Genomic DNA, 15,985 nt, shown 5'->3' with positions numbered 1-15,985 from the left:
GGCAACACCGTAACAAAATTGACCAATATGGGTTGCGAAGCAGGACGTATCGGGCGCAACTAAAGGCGGGGACAACATATCTGTTGGGTGGGGGAGGGAACACAAAAGGGAACCCGTAATGCGTCTATCTCGTCCCGGCTCGCGCAAGAGCTTTCTTCTCGCTGCGTCGCTGAATTCGATCGCGCTGGCAGCGCTCTCCACGCCGGCGATGGCGCAGGACACACCCGCAACCGCCGCCGCAGCTGAAGACGATGAAGTCATCATCGTCACCGGTTCGCGCATCGGCCGCCCCGAATTGTCGATGCCCAATCCGGTCCAGGTGATTACCACCGAAGCCGTCGAGCAATCGGGCAAGACCAACCTCACCGAATTCCTGATCGACACGCCCGCGCTGCTCGGCTCGCAGAGCAACCTCGACGTGGCCGGTTCGAACCTCAGCAACGCGCAGAATGTCGGCGTGAACCTGCTCGATCTGCGCAACCTCGGCACGCAGCGCACGCTGGTGCTGGTCGACGGCCGCCGCCACGTCGCGGGCTATCCCGGTATCGCCGCGGTCGACGTCAACACGATCCCGTCGGATCTGGTGCAGAGCATCGACATCCTCACCGGCGGCGCCTCGGCCGTTTACGGTGCGGACGGCGTGACCGGCGTGGTCAACTTCATCCTCAAGGACGATTTCGACGGCTTGCGCCTGCGCGGCCAGGCCAACATTGCCCAGCGCGGCGACGCGGGCTCGCGCTTCATCGCGGTGACCTGGGGCAAGAACTTCGCCGACGGGCGCGGCAATGTCACGGCAGCCTATGAGTTTCAGGAGACTGACCGCTTCAGCCAGCGCGATCGCCTGAACTATGGCCTGACCGGCCCGTCCTACGCGTTCGCACGCAACCGCGCCGACGGCGCGCCGGGCAGCGCGACCGACAATCCCAACGTGCCCGACCGCATTCTGTACACCGACCTGCGCTGGGCGGACAGCTCGCCGGGCGGCGCGGTCGATCTCGATGGCGACTTCACGCCCGACCGCACCGGTGAGGGCGGCATCTACGACCTCGGCACCTATGTGCCCGGTTCGGCCTTCACCGTCGGCGGCTCGAGCACGCCGCGCGAGAGCTATTATGGCGACTTCCTGCCCTACAGCCGGCGCCATATCGCCAATCTGATGGGTAAGTTCGAGTTCAGCCCCGCGCTCGAAATCTATGCGCAGGGCAAATATGTCCGCTCGACCGCGTACACCTTCGCGCAGCCGACCTATGACTTCTACACCGAGCTGTTCCCCGACAACGCCTATCTGCGCCAGCGCTATGGCGCTGCGGCATCGGCGAATGGCGCGATCTTCAGCCGCGACCATTTCGACTTCGGCATCCGCCGCTACGAGATGCAGCGCGAGCTGTTTCGCACGGTCGTCGGCGCGCGCGGCGATCTGGGTTCGGGCCTGAAATACGACCTGTCCTATGTCTTCGGCCAGTCGACGCAGGAGGCGACCAACCGCAACGACCGTATCGCCGACCGCTATTATGCGGCGCTCGACGCGGTGGTGAACCCGGCGAACGGCCAGGTCACCTGCCGCATCAACCTGCCCGGCCAGACCACCGTCAATGGCTCGAGCTTTGGTAACGGCGTCGTCTTCAACGGCGCTCCCGTGACCTTCGCACCGGGCCAGTGCGTCCCGCTCAACATCCTCGGCGAAGGCTCGCCGTCGCAGGCGGCGCTCGATTTCGTGACGGTCGATCACACCGACTGGGCGCGGATCAAGCAGCATGTCGTGTCGGCGGTGCTGACGGGGGATACCGAATCCTTCTTCAAGCTGCCGGGCGGCGGGGTCGGCTTCGCGCTCGGCGCCGAATATCGCTTCGAGAGCAGCCACTACATCCCGTCGGACGTCAGCCTGCGCGGCGTGCTGATGGACAACGCGCCGGCGCGCGTCGATCGCGGCAGCTTCGACGTCAAGGAAGTGTTCGCCGAGATCAACCTGCCGTTGCTCAAGGACATGCCGTTCGCCGAGAGCCTGTCGGTCGGCGCCGCCTATCGTCTGTCGGACTATTCGACGATCGGCCAGACCAACACCTGGAACGTCAACGGCAGCTGGGCGCCGGTTCGCGACCTCATGTTCCGCGGCACCTATTCGGAGGCGGTACGCGCGCCGAACATTACCGAGCTGTTCGCGGGCGGTAGCGGCACCTATGAGTTCATCATCGATCCGTGCGGTCCCGACCGTCTCGCCGAAGGCACTCAGTATCGCGCGGCAAACTGCACCGCGGCGCTGACGGCCGCAGGCCTGACGCCGGCGCAACGGGCCGCGTTCAACCCGGCGAATGACTTCACCTCGCCGCAGAACAGCAGCCTGCTCGGTTTCCAGGGCGGCAATCCGACGTTGCAGGAGGAAACCGCGCGCACCTGGACCGCTGGCGCCGTGGTGCGTCCGCGCTTCATCCCGGGTCTGTCGATCACCGCCGACTGGTACGACATCAAAATCCAGCAGGCGATCAACTACTCGACCGCGCAGTCGGTGGTCGATCTGTGCGTCGATCAGCCCAATCTTAACAACATCTACTGCCAGGTGATCCGCCGCAGCTCGACCAACGGCTACATCAGCTTCTTCACGATCATTCCGGAGAATGTGGCGTCGTATGAGACCGCGGGTCTCGACGTCTCGCTGACCTATCGCTTCGAGCCGTTCGCCAATGCCGGCACCTTCACCGTGCGGGCGCAGGGCAACTATCTCGACAAGCTGCAGTTCGTGCCCAGCTCGGGCGCCGATGCCGAGAACGAGCTGGATTCGGCGCTCTATCCGTCGCCCAAGTACAGCGCGACCTTCGACCTGACCTGGGAGAAGGGGCCGCTGACGCTCAACTATGGCGTCAACTGGTGGGCCAAGACCCGCCGCGTGACCCGCGAGCAGGAAGCGGCGAACCCCGACTACGTCGCCAGCCAGTATATCTGGTACAAGGAGAAGTGGGAGCACGAGGCCTATATCAGCTACAATGTCGACGATAAGTTCGACATCTATGCCGGTGTGAACAACCTGTTCGACACCAAGCCGGACGTTGCGGCGGTGGCCTATCCGATCAGCGCGGTCGGCCGGTCGTTCTTCGTCGGCTTCAAGGCCAAGGTGTTCTGAAGCACGCAATGACGTGATCGAAAGCGAGGGGCCGGACCAACGTCCGGCCCCTTTTTCGTGTCGGCCAGCCGCGAGCGCGCCCAAGCCGCGCGGCGGCGCTTGCCAGCGGCCGATCCGCCCCCCTATGCGTTCTGCAAGCTTGAGGGCCGCGGGTGATCCAGGTTTCGCAGATTTCGATGACGGTCGCCGGCGCGGTGCTGGCGTTGCTGATCGCGCTCGCCGCGGCCGCGCTGTTCGCCGGGCTGCGCGCGAGGGCCGGCGCACGGCGTGAACTGGCGGCGCATGCCCGGCTGGCCGCGCTGGCCGAGCAAAGCCCGGCGGTGGCGATGGTCGTGCGCGCCGATGGGCGGGTCGAACTGCCCGAGCGGCTCGCCGACCTGCTCGGCTTCGACACATTGCCGCAGCAGCTCGACGAGATCGTCGGCAACGAAGCCGTGTTCGACAAGGCCGAGGGCCGTGTGCTCGAGCAGGACATCGCCGCCGCGCAAAAGGCGGCGCGGCCGTTCCGCACGATCGTGCGGTCGAAGGGATCGGCGCGCACATTGCTCGCGATCGGCCAGCGTGCGCCCGACAGCATCCGCGCGCCGGGCGGGGTCGTGGTATGGTTCTTCGACGCCACCGAATCGCAGGAAGAAGTCACCCGGCTGTCGGGCGAGGCGGCGAAATATCGCGAGGCGTTCCAGTCGCTCACCGGCCTGATCCAGTCCGCGCCGATGCCGATGTGGTACCGCGACGGCAGCTTCAAGCTGGCGATGGTCAACAACGCCTATGTCGCCGCGGTCAACGGCAAGGATGCCGAGAGCGTGGTCGATTCGGGGCTGGAGCTGGTCGACGCGTCGGCGCCGGGCGGGCCGCTCGCCAGCGCCATGGCGGCGCGCGAGGCGGGGCGGCCGCGCATGGTCAAGCTGCCCGCGACGATCGGCGGCGCGCGGCGGATGCTGCACATCCATGACGTCCCGTTGCCGACCGGCGGCGTCGCGGGCTTCGCGGTCGATGTCGAGGAACTCGAGCAGGCCCGCGTTGGGATCAAGCGCGCGGGCGAGGCGCAACGCGCCATGCTCGACCGGCTGTCGGCGGGCGTGGCGCAATTCGCCGCCGATCGCAGCCTGATCTTCTGCAACCAGCCCTTCACGCGCATGTTCGAGATGCGCGCCGAGTGGCTGGCCGACCGGCCCGAGTTCGACCGCGTGCTCGAGCGCATGCGCGAGGCGAATCGCCTGCCGGTGGTGCGCGACTTCCCGGGCTGGAAAGCGGAGCGGCGCGACTGGTTTCGCGCCGCCGATGCCGCGACCGAGGAGAATTGGACGCTGCCCGGCGGCACCCATCTGCGCGTCGTCGCGCAACCGCTGCCCGAGGGCGGGCTGCTGGTGATCTTCGAGGATCTGACCGAGCAGGTTCAGCTCGCCAGCGCACGCGACACGCTGCTGCGCGTGCGCACCGCGACGTTCGACAATCTGTTCGAGGCGCTCGGCGTGTTCGCGGCGGACGGCAAACTGCAGCTGTGGAACAACCGTTTCCGCCAGCTCTGGGGATTCGACGAGGCGTTCGTCACCAGCCATCCGCGCGTCGATGCGCTGGCCAAGGCGGCGGGCCCGCGGCTCGCCAATCCGGGCCGCGCGACGCTGATCGCCGAGCTCGTGCGCGCGGCGACGGTCGAGCGGCAGCAACGCGGCGCGACGATCGAGTTTGCCGACGGGCGCCATTTCGAGGTCGCCGCGGTGCCGTTGCCCGATGGCAATGCGCTGTTCACGATGCTCGACATTTCCGACCGCCGCCGCAGCGAGGCGGCGTTGCGCGAACGCAACGAGGCGCTGGAGGCGGCAGACAAGGTCAAGACCGCGTTCGTCGCCAATATGAGCTATGAGCTGCGCACGCCGCTGACCTCGATCAAGGGCTTCGCCGAGATGCTGCACGCCGGCTATGCTGGCGAACTGCCGGAAAGCGCAGTCGAATATTCCGAGGCGATCCTGGCGTCGGTCGCACGGCTCGGCGATCTGATCGACGACGTGCTCGATCTGACCCGCGAAGGCGGCGCGCTGGCGCGGGCGTCCGTCGATCTCGAACTGACCGCCCACGCCGCCGCCGAATCGGTCTTGCCGCTCGCGCAGGCCAAGCGGATCGAGCTGGCGGTCGAGGTGGATGGCAGCGCCGGCACGGTGAAGGGCGATGCGCGGCGGATTCGCCAGACGGTCGAGCATCTGCTGCGCCATGCCGTGGCCGGAACCCCCGAGGCGGGGCGCGTGCTGCTGCATGTCGATGGCGGTGCGAAGCGAGCTCGAATCGTGGTCTCCGACGACGGGCCGGGCATGGCCAAGGGGCTGGCCGCCAAGGCGTTCGAGCGTTTCGTCCAGCCTGGCATCAGCCGTGATGGCGACCGCGCGCTCGGACTTGGCCTGCCGCTCGCCAAGCAGTTCGTCGAGGCGCATGGCGGGACGATCCAGCTGGTGTCGGAACCGGGCGAGGGGACGATGGTGGTGGTGGAGCTGCCGCGCGGATGATCCGGCTGGCGGATGCGGCGGCGAGCGAGGCGCTGGGCGCGCGGCTGGCGAGTGTCGCGCGGCCAGGCGACGTGATCGCAATGTCGGGGCAATTGGGCGCGGGCAAGACCAGCATCGCGCGCGGGCTTCTTGCAGCTTTGGGGCTGGAGGAAGAGGCGCCTTCGCCGAGCTTCGCGATCGTTCAGCCCTATGCGCCGCCCGAGGTGCGTTTCCCGGTGCTCCATGTCGATCTCTATCGAATCGACGATCCGGACGAGGCGGAGGAACTGGGGCTGGACGATGCGCGGTCCGATTCGCTGTTGTTGGTGGAATGGCCGGAGCGGTTGCCCGAAAGCTGGTGGGCCGATGCGCTGTGGCTGACCCTGACGATCGAGCCGGACGGCGCGCGCGGCTTGACAGCGATAGTGCCGGCGGCATGGAGGGACCGATGGCCCCTGACATGAATCCGCCCGCCGCGGCGCAGAAATTCCTCGACGATCTCGGCTGGGGCGACGGCGAAATCCTGCCGCTCGCCGGCGACGCCTCGTTCCGCCGCTATTTCCGCGTGCAGGCGCCCGGGCGGACGGCGATCCTGATGGATGCGCCACCGCCGCACGAGGATCCGCGCCCATTCATCGGCATCGCGCGCTGGCTTACCGGCCGCGGCTTCGCGGCGCCGGTGATTCATGGCGAGGACCTCACCGAGGGTCTCGTGCTGCTGCAGGATTTTGGCGACGCGCGAATGCGCGAGACGGTCGATGCCGCGCCCGAAAGCGAGCTGCGGTTGTACGAGGAGGCGGTCGACCTGCTGATCCGGCTGCGCGATCATGGTGCGGCAGAGGTCGCGCCATATGACCGCGACGTCTATCAGCGCGAGGCGGCGTTGCTGACGGAATGGTATTGCCCGGCGGTCGGGCTGGATGTCGATGTCGACGGCTATGTCGCGGTGTGGGATGCGGTGCTGGCGCCGGCGCTGGACGGCCCGGCGGTGACGGTGCTGCGCGACTATCATGCCGAGAACATCATGCTGATCGAGGGCAGCGAGACGCTCGGCCTGCTCGATTTCCAGGACGCGCTCGCGGGGCATGCGGCCTATGATCTCGTCTCGCTGCTGCAGGATGCGCGGCGCGACGTGCATCCCGAGCTGGAGGCAGCCTTGCTCGACCGCTATCGGCGGATCACGGGGGCGGATCAGCGCTTTTTCGATGCCTATCATGTGCTCGGCGCGCAGCGGAACGCGAAGATCGTCGGTATCTTCACGCGGCTGTGGAAGCGCGACGGCAAGCCGCGCTATCCCGGGCTATGCCCGCGTGTGTGGGGCTATCTGGAGCGCGACCTCAACCATCCTGCGCTCGCCCCGGTGGCGGCGTGGTTCGATGCGAACATTCCGGCCGCCCTGCGCGGCGATCCGATGACGGTGGTTGACGCGTGAGCGCGAAGAAGACGCTGGCGATCCGCCCCGCACCCGACGCGCCGGTGCCGGAGACCGCAATGGTCATGGCCGCGGGGCTGGGCAAGCGCATGCGGCCACTGACCGCCACGCGGCCCAAGCCGCTGGTCGAAGTGGCCGGCAAGCCGCTGATCGATCATGTCTTCGACCGGTTGCGCAGCGCCGGGGTCAAGCGCGCGGTGGTCAACGTCCATTACCTCGCCGACGCGCTCGAGGCGCATGTCAGTCACCGCGTGAAGGACATCGAGGTCATCGTCTCCGACGAGCGCAAGCAGCTGATGGAGACCGGCGGCGGGCTGGTGCAGGCGCGCGAATGGCTGGGCGACGGCCCGTTCGTGTGCGTCAACAGCGACAATCTGTGGGTCGATGGCCCGATCGACGCAATCCGCCAGCTCGCCGCGGCGTGGGACGACGCGAAGATGGACGCGCTGCTGCTGCTGGTGCCGCTCGCGCGCGCCAACAATCATGGCGGGCAGGGCGACTTCCATATCGATGCGTTCGGCAAGATCGTCGGGCGGCGCAAGCCCGGCCGCCTCGCGCCGTTCGTGTTCACCGGCGTGCAGATCCTCTCGCCGCGCGTCATCCGCGACTGGCCCGAAGGGCCGTTCTCGACCAACCTGTTCTGGCAGCGTGCGATCGACGCGGGCCGCGCCTGGGGCGTCGTGCATCAGGGTTTGTGGTTCGACGTCGGTTCGCCGCCGGCGATCCCCGCGACGGAGGCGGTGCTGGCGGATGGGTGAGGGGCGGGGCCTCTCGCTCTACTCCATCCCGCCGCATCGGGCGTTCGCCGACGCGCTCGCGCAAGGGTTGATCCGGCGCTTTGGCGGGGACCCGATGCGGTTGGCGCGAGGGATCGTGCTGGTGCCGACCAATCGCGCCAAGCGGGCGATCACCGATGCGTTCGTGCGCGCGAGCGAAGGCGGGTTGCTGCTGCCGCGGCTGGTCGCGGTGGGCGATCCCGAACTGGACGAAGCGGCGGGGCCGTTCCTCGATCCGGCCGATGACGACGAGCCGGTGCCGCCGGCGGTCGATCCATTGCAGCGGCGGCTGATCCTCGCGCGGCTGGTGCAGGCGGGGAACCCCGGCATCGACGCGGCGGAAGCGGTACGGCTGGCGGGCGAGCTGGGGCGGACGCTCGACCAGCTGCTGGTCGAAAATGTCGATCCGCGGCGGATGCGCGATGTCGCGGTGGGCGAACTGTCCGAGCATTGGCAGCGCTCGCTCGACCTGTTCGAGATCGTGCTGGGGAAGTGGCCGCAGGAACTGGCACGGCTCGGGCGGATCGATCTGGCCGATCGGCGCAACCGGCTGCTGGAACGGGTGACAAAGCGGTGGCGCGACGATCCGCCGGACCGGTTCGTGTGCGCCGCCGGGATCACCACGGCGGCGCCCGCGATTGCGCGGTTGCTGCGGGTCGTGGCGGGTCTGCCCGGTGGAATGGTGGTGTTTCCGGGTGTCGATTTGGGCATGGGTGAGGCGGAATGGGCGATGCTCGGTCCGTTCGAGGCCGATCCCGTGAGCGGTCGGCGCAAGCGCAGTCTGGAGACGCATCCGCAGTTTCATTTGAAGCTGCTGATCGAGCGGATGGGCGTTCAGCGCGCCGAGATCGAGCCATGGAAGGTCGCGACCGAACTCGACGCGCCGCCCGCGCGCAGCAAGGCGATTGCCAGCGCGATGATGCCGGCCGAGCTGACCAAGGGATGGAGCGAGACGCCGGCGGCCGAACGCCGGCTGGGCGGGGTGCGCGCGATCGAGGTGGCGACGCCGGCCGAGGAGGCGCAGGCGATCGCGCTGGCGATGCGCGAGGCGCTTGAGGTCGAGGGGCGCACGGCGGCTTTGGTCACGCCCGACCGTGGGCTGGCGAAACGCGTGGCGGCGCATTGCGCGCGTTGGGGACTGGCGATCGACGATACGGCGGGCGCGCCGCTGTCGAGCCTGCCGCCGGGAACCTTGCTGCTCGCTCTCGCCGAGGCGGGGGCACAGGCGTTCGCGCCGCTGGCGTTGCTGGCGCTGCTCAAGCACCCGCTGGTGGCGGCAGGCGAGGACCGGCTGGCGTGGCTGGAGGGCGCGCGGGCGCTCGATCTGGCATTGCGCGGGCCGCGGCCGGCGGCGGGGCTCGCGGGGATCGACGCGCATCTGGCGAACCCCGAGGGTTATGACGCGCGGGTGCGACAGGCGCCGTTGCGCTGGTGGGGCACGGTGCGGCCGTTGCTGGAACCGGTCGAGGCGCTGTTCGCGGGCGGACCGGCGCCGCTGAGCGGCTTGCTGGCGCAGCTGCGCGAGTCGGCCACGGCGCTGTGCGGCAAGGGACTGTGGGGGCGCGCAGAGGGTCGCGCGGCGGCAACGCTGCTCGATGATCTGGAGCGTGAGGCCGGGCATGGGCCGGCGCTGGTCGATCCGGCAAGCCTGTCGGCGATGCTGCGGACGCTGATGGACGAGATCGCGGTGCGGCCGCCCCAGGGCGGGCATCCGCGGCTGGCCATCTATGGTCTGATCGAGGCGCGGCTACAGACCGCCGATCTGATGATTTTGGGCGGGCTCAACGAAGGCGTGTGGCCGGGCCTGCCGGCGCCGGACCCGTGGCTGGCGCCGCGGATCAGGAGCGAGCTGGGTCTGCCGGGGCTTGAGCGGCGGATCGGGCTGGCTGCGCATGATCTGGCGATGGGGCTGGGCGCGCGCGAGGTGCTGCTGACGCGGGCGCGGCGCGATGCGGGGGCGCCGACGATCGCGTCGCGCTTCTGGCTGCGGCTTGAGGCGCTGTCGGGCGGGCTGGAACGGGCGGACGAGCTGGAAGGCTGGGCGCGCGAGATCGACGATCCGAAGCTGCACGAGCCGGCCGAGCGGCCCGAGCCGTGCCCGCCGGTGGCGCTGCGGCCCAGGCTGATTCCGGTGACCGATGTCGACCGGTTGAAGGCCGATCCTTACGCCTTCTACGCCAAGCGCATGCTGCGGCTGCGGCAACTCGATCCGGTGGATGCCGATCCCAGCGCGGCGTGGCGCGGGACGGCGGTGCATGATGTGCTGGAGAAATGGAAAAGCAAAGACGACTGCGCGCCCGATGCCTTGGAGCCGCGCGTGCTGGCGATGCTGAGCGAGGCGCATCCGATGATGCGGGCGCTGTGGCAGCCGCGGCTGATCGAGGCCGTGCGCTGGATCGTGCGCGAGCTGGCGGCACGCCCCGACCGGCGAGTGCTCGATGTGGAGAAGGAGGGCCGGATCGACGTCGCCGGGGTGACTCTGACCGGCAAGTTTGACCGGATCGATGCGATGGGCGACGGGACGCTCGGCATCGTTGATTACAAGACCGGCCAGCCGCCGAGCACCAAGGCGGTGAAGGCGGGCTATTCGTTGCAGTTGGGCCTGCTCGGGCTGATCGCCGAGCGCGGCGGGTTCGAGGGGATTTCGGGGCGGGCGAGCTGTTTCGAGTACTGGTCGCTGGCGCGCAAGGGCGGCGAGTTCGGCTATGTCGCGACGCCGGTCGATGCTGCGGGCAAATATGGCCGGATGCTGCCAGACGAGTTCGTGCCAAATGCGGCGGAGCGGTTTGCCGAAACGGCGGGAGCGTATCTGACGGGAGCGGCGGCGTTCGTGGCCAAGCTGCATCCCGAATATGCGCCCTATGCCGAATATGACCAGCTGATGCGGCGCGACGAATGGTATGGCCGTGAGCGGCGCTAGCTCGGGCGCGCTGCCGCCGCTGGCGGGCAATCAGGCGGCGGCGTCCAGCCCCGAGTCGAGCGTGTGGCTGTCGGCATCCGCCGGCACCGGCAAGACTCAGGTACTGGCGGCGCGGGTGTTCCGATTGCTGCTGCGCGGAGTCGATCCGGGGGCGATCTTGTGCCTGACCTTCACCAAGGCGGGCGCTGCGGAGATGGCGGCGCGGGTCAGCGGACGGTTGGCGCATTGGGTGCGGGCGAAGAACGAGGAGGTCGCGCGCGATCTCGATGCGCTGGGCGAAGATTTTTCGCTGGAGCGGGTCGCCTATGCCCGCACGCTGTTCGCCAAGGTGCTGGATGCGCCGGGCGGGGGATTGCGCATCCAGACGATCCACAGCTTCTGCCAGACGCTGTTATCGGCCTTCCCGGTCGAGGCGGGGCTGACGCCAGGGTTCCGGCCGCTGGAGGCGCGCGAGGAGACCGCGCTGGCGCGCGAGACGCTGGCGGAAATGCTGGCGGATGCCGGGCGGGAGGGGCGAGACGGGCTGATCGACGCGGTCGGCGCGTTGAGCCTGCGGCTGGGCGAGGGCAAGGCGGAGGCGTTCCTCCATGCCTGCGCACGGGCGCCCGAGGCAATGGCCGGGCTGCCGTCGGGATTGCAGCCGTTCGTGCGGCGCGCGCTCGGGTTGCCGCAGGGCGATGTGCTGGCGCAGGCGGCGGAGTGGTGTTCGGACGACGCGTTCGACGTCGCGGGGCTGCGGCGGATCGCGGACGCCAATCATGCATGGGGCACCGCGACCGGACAGAAGGACGCGGCGGTCGCGGGGGCTTGGCTGGAGGCGGAGCCGGTTGCTCGGGTGGCGATGCTGGGCGACCTCAAGAAGCTGGCGCTGACCGCGAAGGATGAGCCGCGCAAGGCTTCGGTTAAGCTGGTCGCGCTCGATCCGGATTACGAGGCGCTGCTGGTCGAGCTGGGCGAGGCGTGCAGCGGCGTGCTGGGGATGATTGCGCGGGCGGGCTATGCCGATCTGCTGGCACAGGGGCTGAGCGCGGGGCGTGAATATGCCGCGGCCTATCAGGCGGCAAAGCGGCGCGTCGGCGCGGTCGATTTCGACGATCTGATCGGCAAGACGGTGGCGCTGCTCGACCAGCCGGGGATGGGCGACTGGATCCGCTTCAAGCTCGATCAGGCGACCAGCCACGTGCTGATCGACGAGGCGCAGGACACCAATGTCAGCCAGTGGCGGATCGTGCGCGCGCTGGCCGACGAGTTCTTCGCGGGCGAGGGCGCGCATGGCGAGGAAGTGCGCACGCTCTTCACCGTGGGCGACTACAAGCAGGCGATCTTCGGCTTTCAGGGCACCGATCCGGTCAACTTCGCGGCGGCCGAGCAGCATTTCTCGGCGCGTTCAGACGGCACGCTGGCACGGCTTTCGCTGACGCATTCGTTCCGTTCGACCGCACCAATCCTCGAGTTCGTTGATGCCGCTGTGGCGGCGCTGCCCGAACCGGGGATGGGGACCGAGACCGAGGCGCATGCCAGCCGGGTCGATGGGCCGGGGACAGTGACGTTATGGCCGCCTGTGGTGGCTGGCGGCGATCCGGAGGACGAGGAGAGCTGGGTCGACGACGCCACGCGCGAGGTCGCGAACCAGATTGCGCGGCAGATCAAGGCGTGGATCGGGACGCTCGAACTGGAGAGCAAGGGGCGGACGCTGCGGCCGGAGGATGTGATGATCCTGGTCAAGCGGCGCGGCGAACTGGCGTCGCTGCTGGTCGCGCGGCTCTATGCCGAGGGCGTGCCCGTGGCCGGCGTGGACCGGCTGCGGCTCAATGCGCCGCTGGCGGTGCAGGATCTGCTGGCGGCGGTGCGCTTCGCGTTGCAGCCGGACGATGATCTGTCGCTGGCGGCGTTGCTGGTGTCGCCGCTCATCGGTTGGTCGCAGGACGAGCTGATGCATGCAGCGTTGCGCGAGCGCGGGAGCCTGTGGCGACATTTGCGCGCGACAGCGGCGGACGAGCGCTTGGCGCCGCTGTTCGACCTGCTCGCGCGGGCGGATTTCATGACGCCCTACCGCTTCCTCGAGCATCTGCTGTCGGGGCCGCTGGACGGGCGTCGCAAGCTGGTGCGGCGGCTGGGCAGGGAGGCGCTCGATCCGGTCGAGGAATTGCTGACCGCCGCGCTGGGGTTCGAGGGGCTGGCGACGCCGACCTTGCAGCGCTTCCTCGACTGGTTCGATCGCGGCGATGTCGAGATCGTGCGCGATTCGGCGCAGCCGCAGGCGGCGGTGCGGGTGATGACCGCGCATGGCGCGAAGGGGTTGCAGGCGCCGCTGGTGATCCTGGCCGATGCCTGCGCCGATCCGGCGGGCGGGAACAAGCTGTTCGATTTCGTGAAGTGGGCGCCGGAGGGGCATGACGGGGTGCCATTTCCGGTGTTTCGCCCGGGCAAGACCGAGCGCGGCGGGCCGATCGATGCGGCGGTGGCTTTGGCCGACGCACGCGAACTGGAGGAGCATTGGCGGCTGTTCTACGTCGCGGCGACGCGGGCAGAGGAGCGGCTGGTGGTCGCGGGCGCGCTGGGGCCGAAGTGCAAGGGCGAGCCGCCGGCGTTGAGCTGGTATGCGGCGGCGCGCGCCGCGTTCGCAACGCTCGGTGTGGAAGTGGGCGAGGGCGAGGCCATGTTCGTCGGGCATCGTCCGCAGCCGCCGGTGGCGCGCAAGGCGTCGGCCGGTGCGGTTGCTGCCAGCGAGCTTGTGCTGCCCGAATGGATCAAACGCGCCGCTCCGGCCGAGGCGCGGCCGCCGCGCCCATTGGCGCCGTCGTCACTGGGGGAGGATCTGGTCGCCGACCCGCCGCCGGGACCGGCGTTGCGCGCGGCGGCCGAGCGCGGGCGGCTGATCCATGCGCTGCTCGAGCGATTGCCCGCGGTAGCGCCCGACAAGCGCGCGGGCGCGGCGGAGCGCTGGCTGGCGGGGGCTGGCGGGGTCGCGGATGCGGCGGAGCGCGCGGCGCTTGCAGCCGCTGCGCTGGGTGTGCTGGGCGATCCGCGCTTTGCCGAGCTGTTCGGGCCGGACGCGCTGGCCGAGGCGCCGATCGCGGCGGTAGTCGGCGGCGGCTATGTCGTGTCGGGGACGGCCGACCGGTTGCTGGTGACCGAGGACCGCGTGCTGGTGGTCGACTTCAAGACCGGGCGGCGCGCCCCGGCATCGCTGGACGAAGTGCCGCCCTATCATGTGAAGCAGATGGCGGCCTATGTCGCGGCGCTGGCGGTCGTGTTTCCCGGGCGGCGGATCACGGCGGGGCTGCTGTACACCGCCGGACCGGAGCTGTTCGAGCTGCCCGAAGCGCTGATCGCGACGCACAAGCCCGGCTTCGCCCAGGCGGAGCAAAGTTTGGCTTCAGGCGCTTGAGCGGGGCAGGCCGCCCACTTACGTTGCGGTCAACTCAACAGGAGATTCCCGATGGCCAAGGCCGTTACCGATGCAAGCTTCGAAGCCGATGTCCTCAAGTCTGACAAGCCCGTGCTGGTCGATTTCTGGGCGGAATGGTGCGGCCCGTGCAAGATCATCGGCCCGAGCCTGGAAGAGCTGGCCGAGGAGCTGGCCGACAAGGTCACCATCACCAAGCTGAACATCGAGGAGAATCCCGATACGCCGGGTTCGCTCGGCATCCGCGGCATCCCGACGCTGTACATCTACAAGGATGGGCAGAAGGTCGCGCAGGAGATCGGCATCCAGAACATCTCGACCAAGTCGAAGCTGAAGGCGTGGATCGAGAGCGTTGTCGGCGAAGGTGCGGCGGCGCAGGCTGGCTGAACAATTCACCGTCACCCCGGCCTCGTGCCGGGGTCCACGGTGGCTCGCGCGATGCCAAGTGATCCTCGCGTCCGCCGCTTGCCTCCCGGTGGATCCCGGCACAAGGCTCGGATGACGGATTAGCTCGCGACTAGCTGCGATAGTCCGCGTTGATCGAGATATAGCCGTGCGTCAGGTCGCAGGTCCACACGGTGGCGCGGCCTTCGCCCAGACCGAGATCGACGCCGATCTCGATGTCCTGGCCCTTCAGGTGCGCGGTGACCGGGGCTTCGTCATAGCCCTCGACCGCCAGCCCGCCCGATGCCACTTGCACGCCGCCGAAGGTGATGGCGAGCTTGTCGCGGTCGGCGGGTTCGCCGGCCTTGCCCACTGCCATCACGATGCGGCCCCAATTGGCGTCCTCGCCGGCGATGGCGGTCTTGACCAGCGGCGAGTTGGCGATGCTGAGCGCGATGCGATGCGCGCTGGTGTCGCTTTCGGCGCCGTCCACGTCGATGCGGATGAACTTCGACGCGCCCTCGCCGTCGCGGACGACGAGATGGGCGAGCTGCATGCACAGATCGGCCAGCGCGGCGCGGAAGGCGTCTGCGCCGTCGCCGTCGTCGTCGGTTAGCGGATCGTTGTCCGCCGCACCGGTGGCGAAGGCGAGGACGGTGTCGCTGGTCGAAGTGTCGCTATCGACGGTGATGCACGAGAAACTCTTGCGGTTCGCATCCGACAGCGCGCGCTGGAGGAAGGCGGGATCGACCGCGGCGTCCGTGAACACATAGCCGAGCATCGTCGCCATGTCCGGCGCGATCATGCCGCTGCCTTTGACGATGCCGACCAGGCTGACGGTCCTGCCGCCGACCACCGCGGTGGTGACCGCACCCTTTTCGAACGTGTCGGTCGTCCCGATCGTGCGGGCGGCATCCTCCCAGCCGCACGGTTGCGCGGCGAAGGCGGCGTCGAGCCCGGCCTCGGCCTTGTCGATCGGCAGCGGCACGCCGATCACGCCGGTCGATGAGACGAACACATCGGAGGGCTGGCAATCGAGATGCTGAGCGACGCGAGCCGCGATCGCTTCGACCGCGGCGCGCCCGCGATTGCCGGTGAAGGCGTTGCTGTTCCCCGCATTGACGACCAGCGCCCTCGCCTTGCCGAGCACCAGCGCGTCGCGGCACCATTCGACTTCGGGCGAGGGGCATTTGCTGGTGGTGGTGACCCCCGCGACGCTGGTCCCTTCATCGAGCGTGACGAAGGTCAGGTCGCAGCGGTCCCACGTCTTGTACTGTGCGCGGGCGACGCGAAGCGTGACGCCGGCGACGGGCGGGAGATAGGGGAAGCCGGTGGGGGCGAGGGGGGAGCGGGTCATCGTTCGTCCTGTCACTACGGTCGTCATCCCGGCCTCGTGCCGGGATCCACGGTTAAGCGGGCGATGCCCTTCATGTTCGAGCGCAGCGTTTGCCGCGCGGTGGACCCCGGCACAA

9 protein-coding genes are annotated in these 15,985 nt (G+C 68.9%); 8 read left to right on the top strand and 1 reads right to left on the bottom strand.

Annotated features, from left to right (window positions below; genetic code table 11):
* The first annotated feature begins 118 nt into the window (after positions 1 to 118).
* From M9978_RS02005 to trxA, 8 genes are all read left to right on the top strand, one after another.
* The gene (locus M9978_RS02005; RefSeq protein ID WP_254291169.1) at positions 119 to 3,115 is read left to right on the top strand and encodes a TonB-dependent receptor plug domain-containing protein; all 2,997 of its coding nucleotides are present in this window, start codon (positions 119 to 121) and stop codon (positions 3,113 to 3,115) included.
* A 176-nt stretch (positions 3,116 to 3,291) separates the two neighbouring features.
* On the top strand, positions 3,292 to 5,613 hold the full coding sequence (locus tag M9978_RS02000) for a sensor histidine kinase (protein WP_254291307.1): 2,322 nt from the start codon (positions 3,292 to 3,294) through the stop codon (positions 5,611 to 5,613).
* On the top strand, positions 5,610 to 6,056 hold the full coding sequence (gene tsaE / locus M9978_RS01995) for a tRNA (adenosine(37)-N6)-threonylcarbamoyltransferase complex ATPase subunit type 1 TsaE (protein ID WP_254291168.1): 447 nt from the start codon (positions 5,610 to 5,612) through the stop codon (positions 6,054 to 6,056). Before M9978_RS02000 ends, tsaE begins: the two co-directional genes overlap by 4 nt.
* Positions 6,041 to 7,024 (top strand): aminoglycoside phosphotransferase family protein, encoded by a 984-nt coding sequence (locus M9978_RS01990; protein WP_254291167.1) that lies wholly within the window; start codon positions 6,041 to 6,043, stop codon positions 7,022 to 7,024. Before tsaE ends, M9978_RS01990 begins: the two co-directional genes overlap by 16 nt.
* A 59-nt stretch (positions 7,025 to 7,083) precedes the next feature.
* On the top strand, positions 7,084 to 7,782 hold the full coding sequence (locus M9978_RS01985; RefSeq protein ID WP_254291306.1) for a nucleotidyltransferase family protein: 699 nt from the start codon (positions 7,084 to 7,086) through the stop codon (positions 7,780 to 7,782).
* Positions 7,775 to 10,720 carry a double-strand break repair protein AddB gene (addB, locus tag M9978_RS01980; RefSeq protein WP_254291166.1) on the top strand — a complete coding sequence of 982 codons (2,946 nt, stop codon included), beginning with the start codon at positions 7,775 to 7,777 and terminating at the stop codon, positions 10,718 to 10,720. The genes M9978_RS01985 and addB overlap by 8 nt, the downstream gene beginning before the upstream one ends.
* The gene (addA, locus tag M9978_RS01975; protein WP_254291165.1) at positions 10,701 to 14,111 is read left to right on the top strand and encodes a double-strand break repair helicase AddA; all 3,411 of its coding nucleotides are present in this window, start codon (positions 10,701 to 10,703) and stop codon (positions 14,109 to 14,111) included. The genes addB and addA overlap by 20 nt, the downstream gene beginning before the upstream one ends.
* 51 nt (positions 14,112 to 14,162) lie before the next feature.
* Entirely contained in the window at positions 14,163 to 14,516 is a 354-nt protein-coding gene (gene trxA / locus M9978_RS01970) for a thioredoxin (protein ID WP_254291164.1), read from the top strand.
* Between the two features lie 130 nt (positions 14,517 to 14,646).
* Here the strand turns inward: trxA and argJ are convergent, their stop codons facing one another.
* A complete protein-coding gene (gene argJ / locus M9978_RS01965) occupies positions 14,647 to 15,870 on the bottom strand; it encodes a bifunctional glutamate N-acetyltransferase/amino-acid acetyltransferase ArgJ (RefSeq protein WP_254291163.1) in 1,224 nt (407 codons plus the stop codon).
* Positions 15,871 to 15,985: the final 115 nt, after the last annotated feature.

The sequence above is a fragment of the Sphingomonas tagetis genome (assembly GCF_024211275.1).
Classification (GTDB): Bacteria; Pseudomonadota; Alphaproteobacteria; order Sphingomonadales; family Sphingomonadaceae; genus Sphingomonas; species Sphingomonas tagetis.
This window is presented reverse-complemented; position numbering and strand designations above follow the sequence as displayed.